Source organism: Pseudoxanthomonas sp. PXM04, from assembly GCF_014851695.1.
Lineage (GTDB): Bacteria > Pseudomonadota > Gammaproteobacteria > Xanthomonadales > Xanthomonadaceae > Pseudoxanthomonas_A > Pseudoxanthomonas_A beigongshangi.
This window is the reverse complement of the sequence record NZ_JACVAG010000006.1, coordinates 330,636-346,880: the sequence shown is the minus strand read 5'-3', so window position 1 is coordinate 346,880 and position 16,245 is coordinate 330,636. Positions and strand designations below refer to the sequence as shown.

Annotated in this window: 14 protein-coding genes; 7 read left to right on the top strand and 7 right to left on the bottom strand. The window is 69.4% G+C overall.

Going from position 1 to position 16,245, the window contains the following annotated elements:
- The first annotated feature begins 775 nt into the window (after positions 1-775).
- The 3 genes from IB228_RS16190 to IB228_RS16180 all read left to right on the top strand — a co-directional run bounded on the left by IB228_RS16190 (position 776) and on the right by IB228_RS16180 (position 4,160).
- Positions 776-1,876, top strand: coding sequence for an AI-2E family transporter (locus IB228_RS16190; RefSeq protein WP_183644960.1), 1,101 nt, complete (start codon positions 776-778; stop codon positions 1,874-1,876).
- A 182-nt stretch (positions 1,877-2,058) separates the two neighbouring features.
- Positions 2,059-2,796 carry an HAD-IA family hydrolase gene (locus IB228_RS16185; protein WP_183644957.1) on the top strand — a complete coding sequence of 246 codons (738 nt, stop codon included), beginning with the start codon at positions 2,059-2,061 and terminating at the stop codon, positions 2,794-2,796.
- Positions 2,793-4,160 (top strand): leucyl aminopeptidase family protein, encoded by a 1,368-nt coding sequence (locus IB228_RS16180; protein ID WP_192199186.1) that lies wholly within the window; start codon positions 2,793-2,795, stop codon positions 4,158-4,160. The genes IB228_RS16185 and IB228_RS16180 overlap by 4 nt, the downstream gene beginning before the upstream one ends.
- Here IB228_RS16180 and IB228_RS16175 read toward each other — a convergent pair.
- The 5 genes from IB228_RS16175 to IB228_RS16155 all read right to left on the bottom strand — a co-directional run bounded on the left by IB228_RS16175 (position 4,151) and on the right by IB228_RS16155 (position 9,643).
- Positions 4,151-5,857 (bottom strand): diguanylate cyclase, encoded by a 1,707-nt coding sequence (locus tag IB228_RS16175; RefSeq protein ID WP_318288443.1) that lies wholly within the window; start codon positions 5,855-5,857, stop codon positions 4,151-4,153. The genes IB228_RS16180 and IB228_RS16175 overlap by 10 nt on opposite strands.
- Positions 5,858-6,100: 243 nt before the next feature.
- Positions 6,101-6,703: a response regulator transcription factor gene (locus tag IB228_RS16170; RefSeq protein ID WP_192199185.1), complete on the bottom strand. Its 603-nt coding sequence runs from the start codon at positions 6,701-6,703 to the stop codon at positions 6,101-6,103.
- 47 nt (positions 6,704-6,750) lie between these two features.
- Complete coding sequence (locus IB228_RS16165; RefSeq protein ID WP_192199184.1) at positions 6,751-7,926, bottom strand: sensor histidine kinase; 1,176 nt, start codon at positions 7,924-7,926, stop codon at positions 6,751-6,753.
- Positions 7,927-7,958: 32 nt separating this feature from the next.
- A complete protein-coding gene (locus IB228_RS16160; protein WP_183644948.1) occupies positions 7,959-8,726 on the bottom strand; it encodes an ABC transporter permease in 768 nt (255 codons plus the stop codon).
- A complete protein-coding gene (locus IB228_RS16155) occupies positions 8,726-9,643 on the bottom strand; it encodes an ABC transporter ATP-binding protein (protein ID WP_192199183.1) in 918 nt (305 codons plus the stop codon). Before IB228_RS16155 ends, IB228_RS16160 begins: the two co-directional genes overlap by 1 nt.
- A 246-nt stretch (positions 9,644-9,889) precedes the next feature.
- On the opposite strand from IB228_RS16155, the gene IB228_RS16150 reads away from it, so the two are divergent.
- The 4 genes from IB228_RS16150 (at position 9,890) to IB228_RS16135 (ending at position 14,558) form a co-directional block, all read left to right on the top strand.
- A complete protein-coding gene (locus IB228_RS16150) occupies positions 9,890-11,137 on the top strand; it encodes an efflux RND transporter periplasmic adaptor subunit (protein ID WP_183644942.1) in 1,248 nt (415 codons plus the stop codon).
- 240 nt (positions 11,138-11,377) lie between these two features.
- Positions 11,378-12,070 carry an ABC transporter ATP-binding protein gene (locus IB228_RS16145; protein ID WP_183644939.1) on the top strand — a complete coding sequence of 231 codons (693 nt, stop codon included), beginning with the start codon at positions 11,378-11,380 and terminating at the stop codon, positions 12,068-12,070.
- Between the two features lie 12 nt (positions 12,071-12,082).
- Positions 12,083-13,240: an ABC transporter permease gene (locus IB228_RS16140; RefSeq protein WP_192199182.1), complete on the top strand. Its 1,158-nt coding sequence runs from the start codon at positions 12,083-12,085 to the stop codon at positions 13,238-13,240.
- A 10-nt stretch (positions 13,241-13,250) separates the two neighbouring features.
- Complete coding sequence (locus IB228_RS16135) at positions 13,251-14,558, top strand: ABC transporter permease (RefSeq protein ID WP_141454165.1); 1,308 nt, start codon at positions 13,251-13,253, stop codon at positions 14,556-14,558.
- Positions 14,559-14,609: 51 nt separating this feature from the next.
- Here the strand turns inward: IB228_RS16135 and IB228_RS16130 are convergent, their stop codons facing one another.
- Both IB228_RS16130 and IB228_RS16125 read right to left on the bottom strand, forming a co-directional pair.
- The gene (locus tag IB228_RS16130; RefSeq protein WP_192199181.1) at positions 14,610-15,248 is read right to left on the bottom strand and encodes a nucleotidyltransferase family protein; all 639 of its coding nucleotides are present in this window, start codon (positions 15,246-15,248) and stop codon (positions 14,610-14,612) included.
- Positions 15,245-16,210 (bottom strand): XdhC/CoxI family protein, encoded by a 966-nt coding sequence (locus IB228_RS16125; protein WP_192199180.1) that lies wholly within the window; start codon positions 16,208-16,210, stop codon positions 15,245-15,247. The genes IB228_RS16130 and IB228_RS16125 overlap by 4 nt, the downstream gene beginning before the upstream one ends.
- Between the last annotated feature and the right edge of the window lie 35 nt (positions 16,211-16,245).

Here is a 16,245-nt window from a genome sequence, read left to right as displayed (position 1 = left end):
TCGAAGAAGGGGGACCGAGGGGGATTGGCTCTTCCGCGCAAAAAGCAGGCGCTCCACAACCGCCGCATGGCGGGTCAATCCCCCGGTCGCATGCGGCGCCCACCCCCTTCTTCGAAGGGGGTAGCTCGCAACCACTTCTCGCGAACGCGCGGGGTTCTTCTTGTGGCTCTGCTTTGCCTCCCCCTTTGAAAAAGGGGGACCGAGGGGGATTGGCTCTTCCGCGTAAAGCAAATCCCCCGGTCGCCTGCGGCGCCCACCCCCTTCGTCGAAGGGGGTAGTTCACAATCACTTCTCGCGAACGCGCGGGACTCTTCCTGTGGCTCTGCTTTGCCTCCCCCTTTGAAAAAGGGGGACCGAGGGGGATTGGCTCTTCCGCGTAAAGCAAATCCCCCGGTCGCCTGCGGCGCCCACCCCCTTCTTCGAAGGGGGTAGTTCACAATCACTTCTCGCGAGCGCGCGGGGTTCTTCTTGTGGCTCTGCTTTGCCTCCCCCTTTGAAAAAGGGGGACCGAGGGGGATTGGCTCTTCCGCGTAAAAGCAGGCGCTCCACAACCGCCGCATGGCGGGTCAATCCCCCGGTCGCCTGCGGCGCCCCCCCCCTTCTTCGAAGGGGGTATGGCTTGTGTCGCCCGATGCCCGTCGATTCGGCGTGAACGAAACCCGCTTCCCCTTCACGCCATGACGATGACGCCTGCCGGAACCCGTCCGGCCACCGCGCCGGCCGTGCGGAACCGGCCTGGAGCGGCATAATCGGACTCCATTTCCGGAGTGCTCCGATGGCCCTTTCGCCCGCTGGCGACACCCCCGCTGCCGCCGCCGAATCCACGCCGCTGCCGCCGCGCCCGCGCGCGCCGATAGCGCTGGTGGTGCTGGCGACGCTGGCGGTCGGGTTCACCCTGTGGGCGGCGCAGGACGTGGTGCTGCCGGTGCTGCTGGCCGCGTTCTTCGCGCTGGTCGGCAATCCGATCATCCGCACGCTGCGGCGCCTGCGCCTGCCGCGCTTCCTGGCCGCGCTGATCGTGCTGCTGGGCGGACTGGCCGCCGCCGGAGCGCTGGGCACGCAGTTGTGGCAGCCGGCTTCGGTGTGGTTCCGCGAGGCGCCGAGCGAACTGCGCCAGCTGGCGCCGAAGCTGCGCGAGTGGACCAAGCCGGTGCAGGAGGCCAACCGCGCGGCGGAGAACTTCGCCCGCGCCGCCGGCGGCGAGACCGGCAAGCGCCCGCAGATCGTGCGCACCGCGCAGGACGATCCCTACCGCATGCTGACCACCACGCCCCGCTTGCTGGCCTCGATCCTGGCGGTGGTGCTGCTGACGTTCTTCTTCATGGTCTACGGCGAGAACCTGCAGCGGCAGGCCATCGCGCTGCTGTCCAGCCGGCAGCAGAAGAAGTTCACCGTGGACATCCTGCATTCCATCGAGCGCGAGGTCTCGCGCTACGTGCTGACCATCAGCGTGATCAACACGGTGGTGGGCCTGATCTTCGCCACCGCGCTGTACCTGCTGAAGATGCCACTGAGCGAGGCGATGCTGTGGGGCACGCTGGTGGCGCTGCTCAACTTCGCGCCGTATGTCGGCCCGCTGATCGGGGTGATCATGATGCTGCTGGTCGGCTTCATCACCTTCGACGATCCGCTGCATACGCTGCTGCCGGCCGGCATCTACCTGGTGCTGCATACGCTGGAAGGCCAGATCATCACGCCGATCATCCTGGGCCGGCGGATGGCGCTGTCCCCGCTGGTGCTGATCCTGGCGTTGATGCTGTTCGGCTGGGCGTGGGGCATCATCGGCCTGCTGCTGGCGGTGCCGCTGCTCGTCTGCGTGAAACTGGTGCTGGCGCGGGTGGAAGGCATGGAAGGCTGGGCCCGCCTGCTGGAGTAACCGCCCCGCCCCCTCCAACCTGTGGGAGCGACGTGAGTCGCGAGCTTTTGGCACGGAACCGGCCATACCCCGTCTGTGGCTTTCCTGGCGATGGTCGGGTATCGCGACTCACGTCGCTCCCACAAGAAGGGAGTGGGTAAGCGTTTTCGGCGGCTGGAAGCGTGGCGGGGTAAAATCGCCCCGTGAGCTTCCCCGTCCGCGCCATCACCCTCGACCTCGACGACACCCTCTGGCCGTTCGCGCCCATCGGCGCGCGGATTGAACGGGTGCTGCACGAGTGGCTGATCGAACACAGTCCGCGTACCGCCGAACTGTTTCCGGTCGAACGCATGCGCGCGCTGCGCGAGCAGGTGTTCACCGCCCATCCGGAACTGATCCACGACCTCAGCGCGTTGCGCCGCCTGACCCTGCAGCGCGCGCTGCACGAGAGCGGAGCGGATCCGGCGTTGCTGGAACCGGCCTACGAAGTGTTCTACGCGGCCCGCAACCAGGTCGAATGCTACCCCGACGCCATCGACGCGCTGCTGCGCATCGCCGCGCGGGTGCCGGTGGCGGCGGTCACCAACGGCAACGCCGATCTGGAGCGAATCGGGCTGGCCCGGCATTTCGTGTTCCAGCTGGGCGCGCGCGAGCACGGTTCGGCCAAGCCGGAACCGGGCATCTTCCTGGCCGCCTGCGATCGCCTGGGCGTGCCGCCCGCGCAGGTGCTGCACGTGGGCGATCACATCGATCTGGACGTGGTCGGCGCGGCGCGCGCCGGCCTGCGCACCTGCTGGCTCAACCGGATCGACCACGTCGATCACCTGGCCGGCTGGCCGCATCCGGATCCGTTGCCGGACCTGGAATTCGCCACCCTCACCGCACTGGCCGACTGGCTGGATGCCCATCCCGATTTCGCCACGGAGCATGCCCGCGCATGAACCTTTCCCCCGGCTACACCCAGGATTCCTCCCAGGCCCGACCCCTGCACGTCGTCGCGCGCGGCGGCTGGGAAAGCTGGCGCGATGCGCAGCCCGCCGCCGTGCGCGCGTGGCTGGAGGCGCAGAACTACAGCGCCGCGCCGGGCACGTTGGCGCTGCTGCCGGATGCCGATGGACTGGCCGGCGCGGTGATGGGCGTGGGCGACCCGCTGGACCCCTACAGCTACGCGCACGCGCCGTTCGCGCTGCCCGCGGGCGACTGGCGGATCGCGCATGACCTGGATGCCGACGCGCACGCGGCGCTGCAACTGGGCTGGGGCCTGGGCAGCTACCGCTTCAGCCGCTACAAGACGCCCTCGCGCGTGCCGGCGCGGCTGGTGCTGGGCGAGCCCGACGCCGAAGCGCAGGATCTGCTGACCGCCAGCCTGCGCGTGCGCGACTGGGTCAACACGCCGACCGAGGACATGGGTCCGGACGAACTGGAAGCCGCCGCGCGCGCGATCGCCGAGGCGCACGGCGCGGACATCGACGTCATCGCCGGCGATCAGCTGCTGGCGCAGAACTTCCCCGCCATCCACGCGGTCGGCCGCGCCTCGCATCGCGCGCCACGCCTGATCGCGCTGCAATGGGGCGACCCGGCGCACCCGCGCGTGGCACTGGTCGGCAAGGGCGTGTGCTTCGACACCGGCGGGCTGGACATCAAGCCGGCCGACGGCATGCGCAACATGAAGAAGGACATGGGCGGCGCGGCGCACGCGCTGGCGCTGGCCGGGCTGGTGATGGCGCGGGGGCTGCCGGTGCGCCTGACGCTGCTGCTGCCGGCGGTGGAAAACAGCATCGGTCCGAACGCGTTCCGCCCCGGCGAGATCATCGCCACCCGCAAGGGCATCAGCGTGGAAATCGACAACACCGACGCCGAAGGGCGGGTGATCCTGTGCGACGCGCTGACCTACGCCGGTGAGCAGTCGCCGGAGATCGTGCTGGATTTCGCCACCCTCACCGGCGCGGCGCGGATCGCGCTGGGTCCGGATCTGCCGGCCCTGTTCGCCAATGACGACGCGCTGGCCAACGACTGGATCGCCGCCGGCGATCGCATGCGCGATCCGGTCTGGCGGATGCCGCTGTGGCGTCCCTACCTGCGCTACCTGACCAGCAACGTGGCGGATCTGGCCAACGCCGGTTCGCGCATGGCCGGCGCGGTCACCGCCGCGCTGTACCTGGAACGCTTCCTGCCGGCCACCCAGAAGTGGGCGCACCTGGACGTGTACGCGTGGAACGACAGCGATCGTCCCGGCCGCCCGGCCGGCGGCGAGGCGCTTGCCCTGCGCAGTGCCTACGCGCTGCTGAAGGCGCGTTACGCCTGATGGACCACGTGGCCGCCTGATTCGGCGGCCGCTTCCACTCGATCCCGGCCATCGCGCTTGGCGCGGTAAAGCGCTTCGTCGGCGTGGCGGATCAGGCTTTCGCCCTGGCGCCCGTGCAGCGGGAAGCTGGCCACACCGATCGACACGGTGACCGCCGGCAGCTCCTGGCCCATGTGGCGGATGCGCATCGCGCCCACCGCCGCGCGGATGCTCTCGGCGCGCTCGCGCGCGGTGTCCAGATCGGTTTCCGGCAGTATCAGGGTGAACTCCTCGCCGCCGTAGCGGCAGGCAATGTCCTCGCTGCGCGCCAGCTTCTGCAGCAACTGGCCGAACCCGGACAGCAGGGTGTCGCCGCCGACATGGCCGTGCAGGTCGTTGAAGGCCTTGAAGTGATCCAGATCCATCATCATCACGCTCAGCGGCAGGCCTCGCCGTTCGCAGCGCGCCAGTTCGCGCGCCAGCGATTCCTCCAGGTAGCGGCGGTTGAACAGGCCGGTCAGCGGTTCGCGGATGGATTGCAGGCGCAGGCGTTCCTGCAGATCCAGGTTGGACAGCGCCATCGACAGCTGCTCGGCGGCGGTCTCGATCAGATCCTGGCGTGCCAGGAACCCGTCGTCATGGCTGGACAGGTACAGCAGGCCCAGTTGGGTGCCCTGGGCGATCAGCGGAATGCAGGCGGTGGTCGGCGAGGCGTGCAGCGCCGGCGACATGACGTGGGTGCAGCCCAGCATCTCGGCATGCGCGCGATGCACGTGCGGCTGGCCGCGGCGCAGCGCCCAGCAGGCTTCCAGCGGGAACATGGCGTCGCTGTGCAGCGCGTGTTCGCCCCAGTGCGCGGCTTCCTCGGCGTAGTCCTGCGAGGCGCGAATCCGGTAGAGCGTGCCGCCGACGTGCGGCAGCAGGCGGGCGAAATGCTGGGTGGCCAGCCGGATCGCCTCCTCGGTACGCACGCAGCTCTGCAGCATGCCGCTGTAGCGACTGAGTTCATTGAGGTCGGCGCTGTGGGTCTCCAGCTTGTCGATGGTCACCATCAGTTGCCGGCGGGCATCGCTGCTGGCTTCCTCCGCGCGGGCCCGGCGGCGGATCTCGCCCACCAGCAGCCAATAGACCAGTCCGGTCACCGCCAGTCCCAGCGGAATGCCGAGCAGCGCCAGGCCACGCAACAGGTTGGCACTGTCCTGGCTGGATCTGGCGCGCTGGGCCAGCAGTTCGCGCTCGGCGGCGATCAGCGTTTCGGCCTGATCGCGGATGCTGACGCTCGCCTGCCGCACTTCATGGTTGATGGAACGTTGTGCCGCCGCCAGGCCGCCGAGCCGGAAGTTGCCCACGGTGGCTTCCATCTGCGAGAGCCGGCGCAGGATTTCGATCCGCCACGCGACCACCCGCCGGGTCTGTTCGGGGTTGTCGCGGACCAGCAGTTGCAGGCGCTCGATCGCATCGGGCAACTGGTCGCGGCTGCGTCCGTAGTCGGCCAGGTAGTTGACGTTGCCGGTGAGCAGATAGCCACGCTGGGCGGACTCGCTGTCATGCACCGCCGCTTCGATGGCGCCGATGAGCGCGATGACCTCGTTGGTGTGGGTCACCCGGTTGGCGTCGGAAATGAAGCGTTGCGCCCCGTAGAACACGCCCGCACCGATGGCCACGAAGATCAGCGCGGCGGCGAAAAGACCGAGTCGGTTGGCTTGGCGGGGTCTCACGGGAATGCGTCAGTGCCGGGTCGGGACCGGCCCCAGCCTAAGCACAGGCACCGGACACGACAATCCCGCAGGCACCGTTATGGAACCAACGACACATCATGACGCGCGTCACGCGGACCGCATCGAAAGCGCGCGGGCGGCTTCCGTTGCGCTTTGCGAGGTTTCGCCGCGCCCGCTGACGGCGGGTTGTCGGCGCGTGAGAACGTACGCTGACGAATGTGGAAGCCGCGATTACAGCGGCGACTACAGCAGGCCGCGCTGGCGCGCCAGCCGATAGGCCTCGATGCGGTTGCTCACGCCGAGCTTGCCAATGGCCTCGGACAGGTAGTTGCGCACGGTGCCCTGCGAAAGATTGAGCTGGCGCGCGATGTCGCCGGCCGACAGGCCCTCGCCGGCCAGCCGCAGCACCTGGCGCTCGCGATCGTTGAGCGGGTCGGCTTCGTTCCAGGCCTCCAGCGCCAGCTGCGGATCGATCGCGCGGCCGCCGGCGTTGACCTTGCGCAACGCGGCGGCCAGCTGGTCGGCCGGCGCGTCCTTGAGCAGATAACCCGACACGCCCGCGTCCAGCGCGCGGCGCAGATAGCCGGCGCGGGCGAAGGTGGTGACGATCACCACCCGGGTGGGCCATTCGTGGCGATGGATGCGCTGGGCCAGTTCCAACCCGGTCAGGCCGGGCATTTCGATGTCGGTGACCAGCAGGTCCGGACGCAGCCGCTGCAATTCGCGCCACGCCGATTCACCGTCGGCGGCGGTGCCGACGACTTCGATGTCCGCTTCCAGGTTGAGCAACGCGGTCAACGCGCCGCGCACCATCGCCTGATCCTCGGCCAGCAACACCCGGATCATGCGCGCGGGGATTGCGCCGGATGCGGGGCGTGCGGCATGGGGCGTCCTCAGGTCTGCGCGGGCAGCAAGGATGCCGCGCCGGAGGCCTGTGGCGCCAGCGGGCCTGCCGGCAGACTGGCTTCCAGCACGGTGCCGCGGCCGGGGCGTGCATCGACGCGCAGGCTGCCGCCAAGTGCTTCCAGCCGCTCGCGCATGCCGCTCAGCCCGTTGCCGGGCACGATGGCGCCGCCGCGTCCGTTGTCCTCGATGCGTAGCCGCAAGCGTCCGTCTGCCACTTCCAGCTCCACCCGCGCGGCGCTGGCGCGGGCGTGCCGTTGCAGGTTGGTCACCGCCTCGCGCACGGTCAGCGCGAGCACGGTTTCCTGTTCCGGCGACAGCGGCGGAATCCCGGCCGGACAGGTCAGCGTCACGCCGTCGGATTCCAGCAGCAGCCGTGCCGAGGCCAGTTCGGCGGCCAGGCCCGCCGCGCGGATGCCGGTGACCGCGCTGCGCACCTGCGCCAACGCATCGCGGGCGACCCGGCTGACCTCGTCGATCTCGCGCCGCGCGGCTGCCGGATCCCGATCCAGCAGCTTGCCGGCGAGATCCGACTTGAGCGCCACCAACGACAACGTGTGGCCAAGCAGATCATGCAGGTCGCGGCCGATGCGCTCGCGCTCGGCCATCGCGGCCAGCCGGCGCACCTCTTCGTGGCTGAGCATCAGCGCCGCGTCGGCCTGCGCCTTGCGCGCGAAGCTGATGTTCATCACGCCCACCGCGAACCCGACCATGAGCGTGCTGGCCAGGTAGATCAGCGGCCAGCCCAGCGCCATCCATTCCACCGAATACGCGGCCAGCAGCACCAGCATCCAGGCAATCGCGGAACGGGTGGGGCCGGCGAACGCCATGAAGGCGCAGGCGTAGATCATGTAGCTCTGCGCACCGGGATTGAACGGCGTGAGCGCATAGCCCAGCACCGCCATGCCCAGCGCGTTGAACAGCATGTACCGGCGGTCGCGGTAGTAAGCGCCATGGAACAGCAGCAGGAACACCGCGTAGCTGGCCAGGGTGGGCCACAGCCAGTTCGGGAACGACGCCGGGTTGGACATCGGGGTGACGAAGATCCAGATCGACCAGATCAGCATCAGCAACGGGAACCAGCGCCCGGTGCCGCGCCCGCGCAGTTCGCTGCGCCGCTCGTGCAGGTTCGCCAGCGAGTTCTCGGATACGGGCGGGAAGTACATGAACACGCGGATTCTCCGGACGGAACCGAACCTCAGGCCGGACGCGCCAGGCGCCGCCAGGCCAGCAGGCCGAACACGACGGTGACGAGCGCCAGCACGGCCAGATGCAGGATCAGCGGCTGGCCCGCATCCTTGCCCACCACCCGCAGTGCGATCTGGGCCAGATGATACGCCGGCCACAACTGCGCCAGTTGCGACAGCACCGCCGGCAGCATGCTCAGCGGCAACCACAGGCCGGACAGGAACGCCATCGGCAGATACACCAGGTTGATCACCGCCGGCGCGCCCTCGCCACCGACCAGACAGCCCAGCCACAGGCCGAGCGCGGCGAACGGCAATACGCCCAGCACGTTGACCAGCCACAGCGCCGCCCATTGCCACGGCGACAGCGAAACCCCGGCCAGGCCCGCGGCGATCAGCGCCAGCAGCACGGACACCACGGCGGCGAAGATCATCGCCATGGCGGTCTTGGCCAGCAGATAGGCCGCCGGCGGCATCGGCAGCGCGCGCTTGAGGGCCAGCAGGCCGCGCTCGCGATCCAGGGCCACGCTCACGCCGAAACCGAACAGGGCCACGCCCATCACCCCGAACACGCCATAGGTCGCCAGGAAGTAGCGCGCCGCCACGTCACCGCCCTGCCGCGCGCCCAGCAGCACGCCGAACAGCAGGTAGAACAACGCGGGAAACAGCAGGGTCGGCAGGGAGAACGAAGGCGTGCGCAGCAGGCGCAGGAATTCGTAGCGGGCTTCCAGCAGGTAGGCGCGCAGCGGCGCGCGCGCAGGAGCGATCGTGGTGTCCATCAGGCGGCCTCCTGTTCGCGGGCCTGCCGGGTGAGGCTGATGAAGGCCTCGGCCAGGCCGGCGCGGGCCACTTCCAGTTCGGTCAGCGCGGCGTCCTCGGCCAGCAGCCGGCGCACCACGGGTTCGGCCAGATCGGCGACGATCTCCAGGCGCTCGCCGTCATGCCGGGCGCTGCGCACCTGCGGCCAGCCGGCCACGACCTCGGCCGGCAACGCGGTGAGGCAGCGGATGCGCCGCTGCGCGACCCGCGCGCGCACCTCGGCCACGCTGCCCTCGGCGATCACGCGTCCGCCATCGATCACGGCGACGCGATCGGCCAGCGCCTCGGCTTCCTCCAGGTAATGCGTGGTCAGCAGCACCGCGCAGCCACCCGCGACAAGTTCGCGGATGGCCTGCCAGAGGATCTGGCGCGCGTCGATGTCCAGGCCGGTGGTGGGTTCGTCCAGGAACAGCAGTTGCGGACGACCGCAGATCGCCAGCGCGAACTGCACGCGCCGCTGCTGGCCGCCCGATAGCTGGCCGTAGCGGCGTTCGAGCAGGCCATCCAGTCCGGCCATCGCCACGCAATCGGCGACGCTGCGCGGGGCCGGATAGTAGCTGCGGGTCAGATCCAGCAGTTCGCGCACCTTGAGCGTGTCCGGAATGCCGGCGCTTTGCAGCATCACCCCGAGGCGCCGGCGTACCGCCATCGCACCGGGTGCCTCGCCGAACAGGCGGGCCTCGCCGCCATCGGGCGGTTGCAGGCCCAGCAGGATCGCGATGGCCGTGCTCTTGCCGGCGCCGTTGGGACCCAGCAGCGCCAGCAGGCGTCCAGGCGCCAGCGCCAGATCCAGTCCGTCCAGGGCGGTGATCGGTCCATAGCGCTTGTGCACGGCGCGCAACCGGGCCGGTTCGTACTGCGATGCCTGCGTATCCATGTGGGGCGCGCTCCCGAGGTGTCGGCGATGCGACCAATCTAGGCCGCCGCCGGCGGACCCGGCAGTGGCGGTCTTCATGCGTGGTGGATGACAGCTGTCACTTGGTCGTCCGGCCCTGGCCGGGCATCCTGTGCCCTCCCCGCTCCGAGCGCGGAGCCGCCGGGGCCGGCAACAAGTGACTTCCGGCAACTGGGCCGGGTTACCCTAGCTGGTCACACTTTCCGCGTTCGCCCGTCTGGATAAGCGATGAACTCTTCCGCCGACCTGTTGAAGGAACTCCGCATCGATCGCAAGGCCGCGCCGCCGGAACCGCCGTCGCGCCGCGGGCTGTGGATTGGACTGGGCGTGGCCGCCGTGCTGGTGCTGCTGGCGGTGGGCGGCTGGTTCGTGTTCGGGCGCGACAAGGGCGTGCCGGTGCGGACCGCGCCGGTCATCGCGATCGGCAGCAGCGGCGCTTCGGCCTCGGTGCTGGATGCGACCGGCTACGTGGTCGCGCGGCGGATGGCGACGGTGTCGGCCAAGGTCACCGGCAAGGTCCAGGAAGTGCTGATCGAGGAAGGCATGCAGGTCGAGGCCGGCCAGGTGCTGGCGCGGCTGGAACCGATCGACGCCGACGCCGAGCGCGCGCTGGCCGAAAGCCAGTTGCAGGCCGCGCGCAGCCAGAGCACCGGCGTGCAGGCGCGGCTGAAGGAAGCCGAGGCCAACGTGCGCCGGCTGTCGCAGCTGACCCAGCAGCAACTGGTCGCGCGCTCGCAATACGACCAGGCCGTGGCCGAACGCGACGCCCTGCGCGCCGAGGCACTGACCTCGCAGCGCAACCAGCGCGCCGCCGCCGATCGCCTGCGCATCGCCGACATCGGCAAGGACAACACGGTGGTACGCGCGCCGTTCTCCGGCGTGGTGATCGCCAAGGCCGCCCAGCCCGGCGAAATCGTGTCGCCGCTGTCGGCCGGCGGCGGCTTCACCCGCACCGGCATCGGCACCATCGTCGACATGGATTCGCTGGAAGTGGAAGTGGACGTGGGCGAGGCCTTCATCGGCCGGGTGCAGCCGAAGATGCCGGTGGAAGCCACCCTCAACGCCTACCCCGACTGGAAGATTCCGGCCGAGGTCATCGCCATCATTCCCACCGCCGATCGCGGCAAGGCCACGGTCAAGGTGCGCATCGCGCTGAAGCAGAAGGATCCGCGCATCGTCCCGGACATGGGCGTGCGGGTGAGCTTCCTGGAAGCGGCCAAGCCGGCCGAGGAGAAGAAGCCGCAGGGCGTGCGCGCCCCGTCGGCGGCCATCGTCGAGCGCGACGGCCAGCCGGTGGCGTTCGCCCTGACCGAGCAGAACACGGTCGAACAGCGCCTGCTGAAGGTCGGCCAGCCGATGGGCGACGATCGCCAGGTGCTGTCGGGCCTGGGCGCGGGCGACACGGTGGTGCTCAGCCCGCCGGATGAATTGCAGGACGGCAGCAAGGTCACGCTGGCCGAGGACGAAGCGCAGTAACGGTTCCGGTTCCATCGCGCGCGTCGCGGACGTTGCGACGCGTGCCCGGCAGGCTCCACCGGCTGCCGATTCATGACCGCCGCCACCCGTCGGTAGCGCGGCCCGCAGGACGCCAGGGAAACCATGCCCGGGCGCGCACCAAAGTGGTTGGCTGCAACGCAAGACAACGCAATGCCGTGCGCGCGGGCGACGATCATGTCGCCGGCGCGCGCCTCCGAACACCACAGAAGGGAAAACACGATGTCCTCACTGGTCACCATTCGCAACCTCGTCAAAACCTACCAGCGCGGTCCGGAAAAGGTGCAGGTGCTGCACGGACTGAACCTGGATATTCCCAAGGGCGATTTCGTCGCCCTGATGGGACCGTCCGGCTCGGGCAAGACGACCCTGCTCAACCTCATCGGCGGCCTGGACACCCCGACCTCGGGCGAAATCGAGATCGAGGGCCAGCGCATCGATAGCATGAGCGCCGCCCAGCTCTCCACCTGGCGCAGCCACCATGTCGGCTTCGTGTTCCAGTTCTACAACCTGATGCCGATGCTGACCGCGCAGAAGAACGTGGAGCTGCCGCTGCTGCTGACCAAGCTCGGCGCCGCCCAGCGCAAGCGCAACGCGGAAATCGCCCTGCAGCTGGTCGGCCTGGCCGAACGCGGCGCGCACCGTCCCAACGAGCTCTCCGGCGGCCAGCAGCAGCGCGTGGCGATCGCCCGAGCGATCGTCTCGGATCCGACCTTCCTGATCTGCGACGAACCGACCGGCGATCTGGATCGCCACTCGGCCGAGGAAATCCTGGACCTGCTGCGCCTGCTCAACCGCGAGCATGGCAAGACCATCATCATGGTCACCCACGATCCGAAGGCGGCCGAGTACGCGACCCACACCATCCACCTGGACAAGGGCGAGCTGGTCGACGCCCCTGCGCTGGCCCACTGACGGGAGGCGGCGATGAAATATCTGTCCCTGGTCTGGGCGCAGCTGTTCCGCAGCAAGACGCGGACGCTGCTGACCCTGTTGTCCGTGGTCGCGGCCTTCCTGCTGTTCGGCCTGCTGGATTCGGTGCGGGTGGCGTTCAACTCCGGCGGCAGCGTCGATGGCGCCAACCGCCTGGTGGTCGCCTCGCGCCTGTCGATCACCCAGTCGCTGCCGATCAACCTGCTTCCGCAGATCGAATCGGTGCCCGGCGTGCGCAAGGCCACCTACGCCATGTGGTTCGGCGGCATCTACCGCGATCCCAAGGATTTCTTCCCCAACTTCTCGGTGGCGCCCAACTTCTTCGACGTCTACACCGAGTACACGGTGCCGCCGGATCAGCTCAAGGCGTTCCAGGACACCCGCAACGCCGCCATCGTCGGCGAGTCGCTGGCCAAGAAGCACGGCTGGAAGATCGGCGACACCATCCCGCTGAAGGCCACCATCTTCCCGCGCGGCGGCAGCAATGACTGGCCGCTGGAACTGAAGGCCATCTTCCGGGTGAAGGATCGCAAGAACGTCGGCGCCGAGAACCAGTTGATGATGAACTGGAAGTACTTCGACGAATCCAACGACTACATCAAGAGCCAGGTCAGCTGGTACACGGTGCAACTGGCCAACACCAACCAGGCCAACCAGGTGGCGCGCGCCATCGACGCGCTGTCGGCCAACTCGGACCACGAGACCAAGAGCCAGACCGAGTCGGCGTTCCAGCAGGCCTTCGCCAAGCAGTTCGCCGACATCGGCTTGATCGTCACCTCGATCATGGGCGCGGTGTTCTTCACCCTGCTGCTGTTGACCGGCAACACCATGGCCCAGGCGGTGCGCGAGCGGGTGCCGGAACTGGCGGTGCTGAAGACGCTGGGCTTCAAGGACGGCACGGTGCTGACCCTGGTGATGATCGAGTCGGTGCTGATGATCGTGCTCGGCGGCCTGATCGGCATGGGCCTGGCGGCGGTGATCATGCCGGGCCTGACCGCGGCCAGCCAGGGCGCCATCTCGCTGCCGAACGTTCCCACCCAGACCTGGCTGGTCGGGCTGGGCCTGATGGTGGTCATCGGCATCGTCGTCGGCCTGCTGCCGGCGCTGCGCGCCAAGCGCCTGAAGATCGTCGACGCACTGGCCGGACGCTGAGGAGAACGACATGCCCAACTGGATTGCAAACATCATCTCCGTCGTCGGCCTGGCCGTCTTCCTGGTGGTCTGGATCAACCTGCCGTGGTTCCTGGTACTGGGCCTGGCCGTACTGCTGGCGCTGTGGCTGCTGCTGACCCGCGGCGGCCGGCTGGCGCTGGCCGCCGCGCGCATCGGCATCAGCAGCCTGCCGCAACGCTGGGGCGCGTCCTCGGTGATCGTGGTCGGCATCGCCGGCGTGGTCGGCGTGCTGGTCGCCATGCTGGCGATGGGCGAAGGCTTCAAGGCCACCCTCAACAGCACCGGCGACGACACCACCGCGATCGTGCTGCGCGGCGGTTCGCAGGCGGAAACCAATTCGGTCATCACCCGCGAACAGGCGCCGCTGCTGTCCAGCCTGCCCGGCGTGGCCAAGGGACCGAACGGCAAGCCGCTGATGTCGGCCGAACTGTCGCAGGTGGTCAACCTGCCCAGCATGGCCGACGGCACCGACGCCAACGCGCAGTTCCGCGGCGTGGGCGAGGAGGCCTGGCTGGTCCGCGACAAGATCAAGCTGGTCGAGGGCCGCAAGTTCGGCGCCGGCCTGCGCGAGATCGTGGTCGGCCAGGGCGCGGCCACCCAGTTCCGCGGCCTGAAGGTCGGCAGCAAGCTCAATCTCGGCAACCAGGAATGGACCGTGGTGGGCCGGTTCGCTTCCGGCGACGCGCACGACTCGGAACTGTGGGGCGATGCGCAGACCCTGTCGTCCACCTACAACCGCAGCGCCTACCAGTCGATCACGGTCAAGACCGACGGCAAGGCCGGCTTCGACCAGTTCAAGGCCGCGGTCGAGGGCGATCCGCGCCTGAAACTGGACGTGGAAACCACCCGCGCGTACTACAGCAAGCAGTCCGGGCAGCTGGCCACGATCATCAAATGGCTGGGCATCGTGATCGGCACCATCATGGCAATCGGCGCGGTGTTCGGCGCGCTCAACACGATGTACTCGGCGGTGGCCGGGCGCGCGCGCGAAATCGCCACCATGCGCGCGATCGGTTTCCGCGGCCTGCCGGTGGTCACCGCGGTGATGCTGGAGACGATGCTGCTGGCACTGCTGGGCGGCGTACTCGGCGGCGTGATCGCCTGGGCCATCTTCAACGGCTACAGCGTCTCGACTCTGGGCAGCAACTTCAGCCAGGTGGTGTTCCAGTTCAAGGTCACGCCCGAGTTGTTGTGGAACGGCCTGAAGTGGGCGCTCGGCATCGGCCTGGTCGGCGGCCTGTTCCCGGCGCTGCGCGCGGCGCGCCTGCCGATCACCACCGCGTTGCGCGCGTTGTGATCGCATCGGCGTGAACAGGAAAACGGCCGGCGCCTGCCGGCCGTTTTCGTTTCAGGGGGAAGGATCCGGCATCGCGTCCGGAACCGGATCGATCCAGCCACGTCGACGCGCTTCGCGCAGATCGTCGGGCGTGTCGATGTCGCGGGCCAGTTCCGGGGCGTCGAGCAGGGCGATGTGCTCGTCTGCACGCGCCGCAAGCAGTCCGCGCAGGCCGCGATCGCCTCGCAGTGAGCTTGCCTGCGCCAACAGTTCCGCCGGCACCCATGCCGGGACGCCGCGGCCCTCGCCGTGGCGGGTCGCCGCGCAGCCACGGACGATGAAGCCTTCGCGCAACGCGGCCAGGTGCGCCGCTTCCAGCGCCGGCTGATCGCAGGCCAGCAGCAGGCAGGCGGATGACGAATCCGCGCGTGTGGACGCCAGCGTCGCCGCGGCCAGACGCAGGCTGCTCGCCAGTCCTTCTTCCCATTCGGGATTGAACAGGATGTCCGCCGGCAGATCGCGCACCGCCGCGCTCACCGCTTCCGCATGCCCGCCGACGATTACAAGCAGCCGGCGCGGCGCGGTTTCCATCGCCAGCCTGACACCACGACGGACCAGCGTCTCGCCTTCGCGGGTGAGCAATTGCTTGGGCTGGCCGAGCCGGCGGCTGCCGCCGGCCGCCAGCACCACCGCGTCGTGCGCCGAGGTCATGCCGGCTCGCCGGCCAGCACCGCCTGCAACTGCGCGGCGATGCTGAGCGCGATCGCCTCCGGTCCCTGCCCGCCCAGGCGCAGGCCGATCGGCGAGCGCAGGCGATGGCGCAGGCGTTCGCGGGTCGGCGCCGGCAGCACCTTGAACAGATCGTCGCGGCGGCGCCCCGGTCCGAGCAGGCCGATGAAGGGCAGCTCGGTTTCGGCCAGCGCCGCCAGCGCCTCGCGATCCAGTTCGAAGTGGTGGTGCATCACCAGCGCGGCAGCATGGCCGTCGGCACGCGCGGCCGCGTCGGTGGGCGACACGTCCCAGGCCAGATCCGCCAGCGCGGCGTGCGGCTGCCAGCGCGGGCGGCGTTCGGCCAGGGTCACCCGCCAGCCCAGTTCGCGCAGCCAGGGCACCAGCAGCGGCGTCTCCGGGCCGGCACCGCAGATCAGCACCTTCGGCGCGGGCCGGATCGCCAACCCGTAGGCCGGCCGTTGCGGCGTCTCGGCGCCAGCGGTCACCGGCAATCTCCAGTGCGCCTGGCGCGCGCCGATGCCGGCACGCACTTCGCCGCCGGCATCGAAGGACCAGTGCAGCGTTTCACCGCCCCGCTGCCAGTCTTCCAGCAACGCCGCCAAGCCTGCCAGCCGGGCCAGCGGCAGCAGCGCCAGGTGCAGGCGTCCGCGGCAGCCGACCGCGGATCCGGACAGCAGGTCCTCGTCGTCGCGGGTGTCGATGTCCATCCAGTCCAGCGCGCCCGCGTCGGCCGCGGCCAGCGCGCGGCGCTGGATGTCCGGCTCCAGGCAGCCGCCGCTCAACCAACCGGTCTGGCCGTCGCGCGCACTGAACAGGGCCATCGCCCCGGCATGCACGTAGGTCGATCCCTCGGTGTCCACCACCACCGCCAGGCCCGCGCCGGCATCGCCGGTCGCCACGGCCCGCAGGGCGGCTTCCAACACCTTGCGCTGGCTGGACATGGGCCTCCGAAAAAAGTCGCCGGATGTCTTGGCAA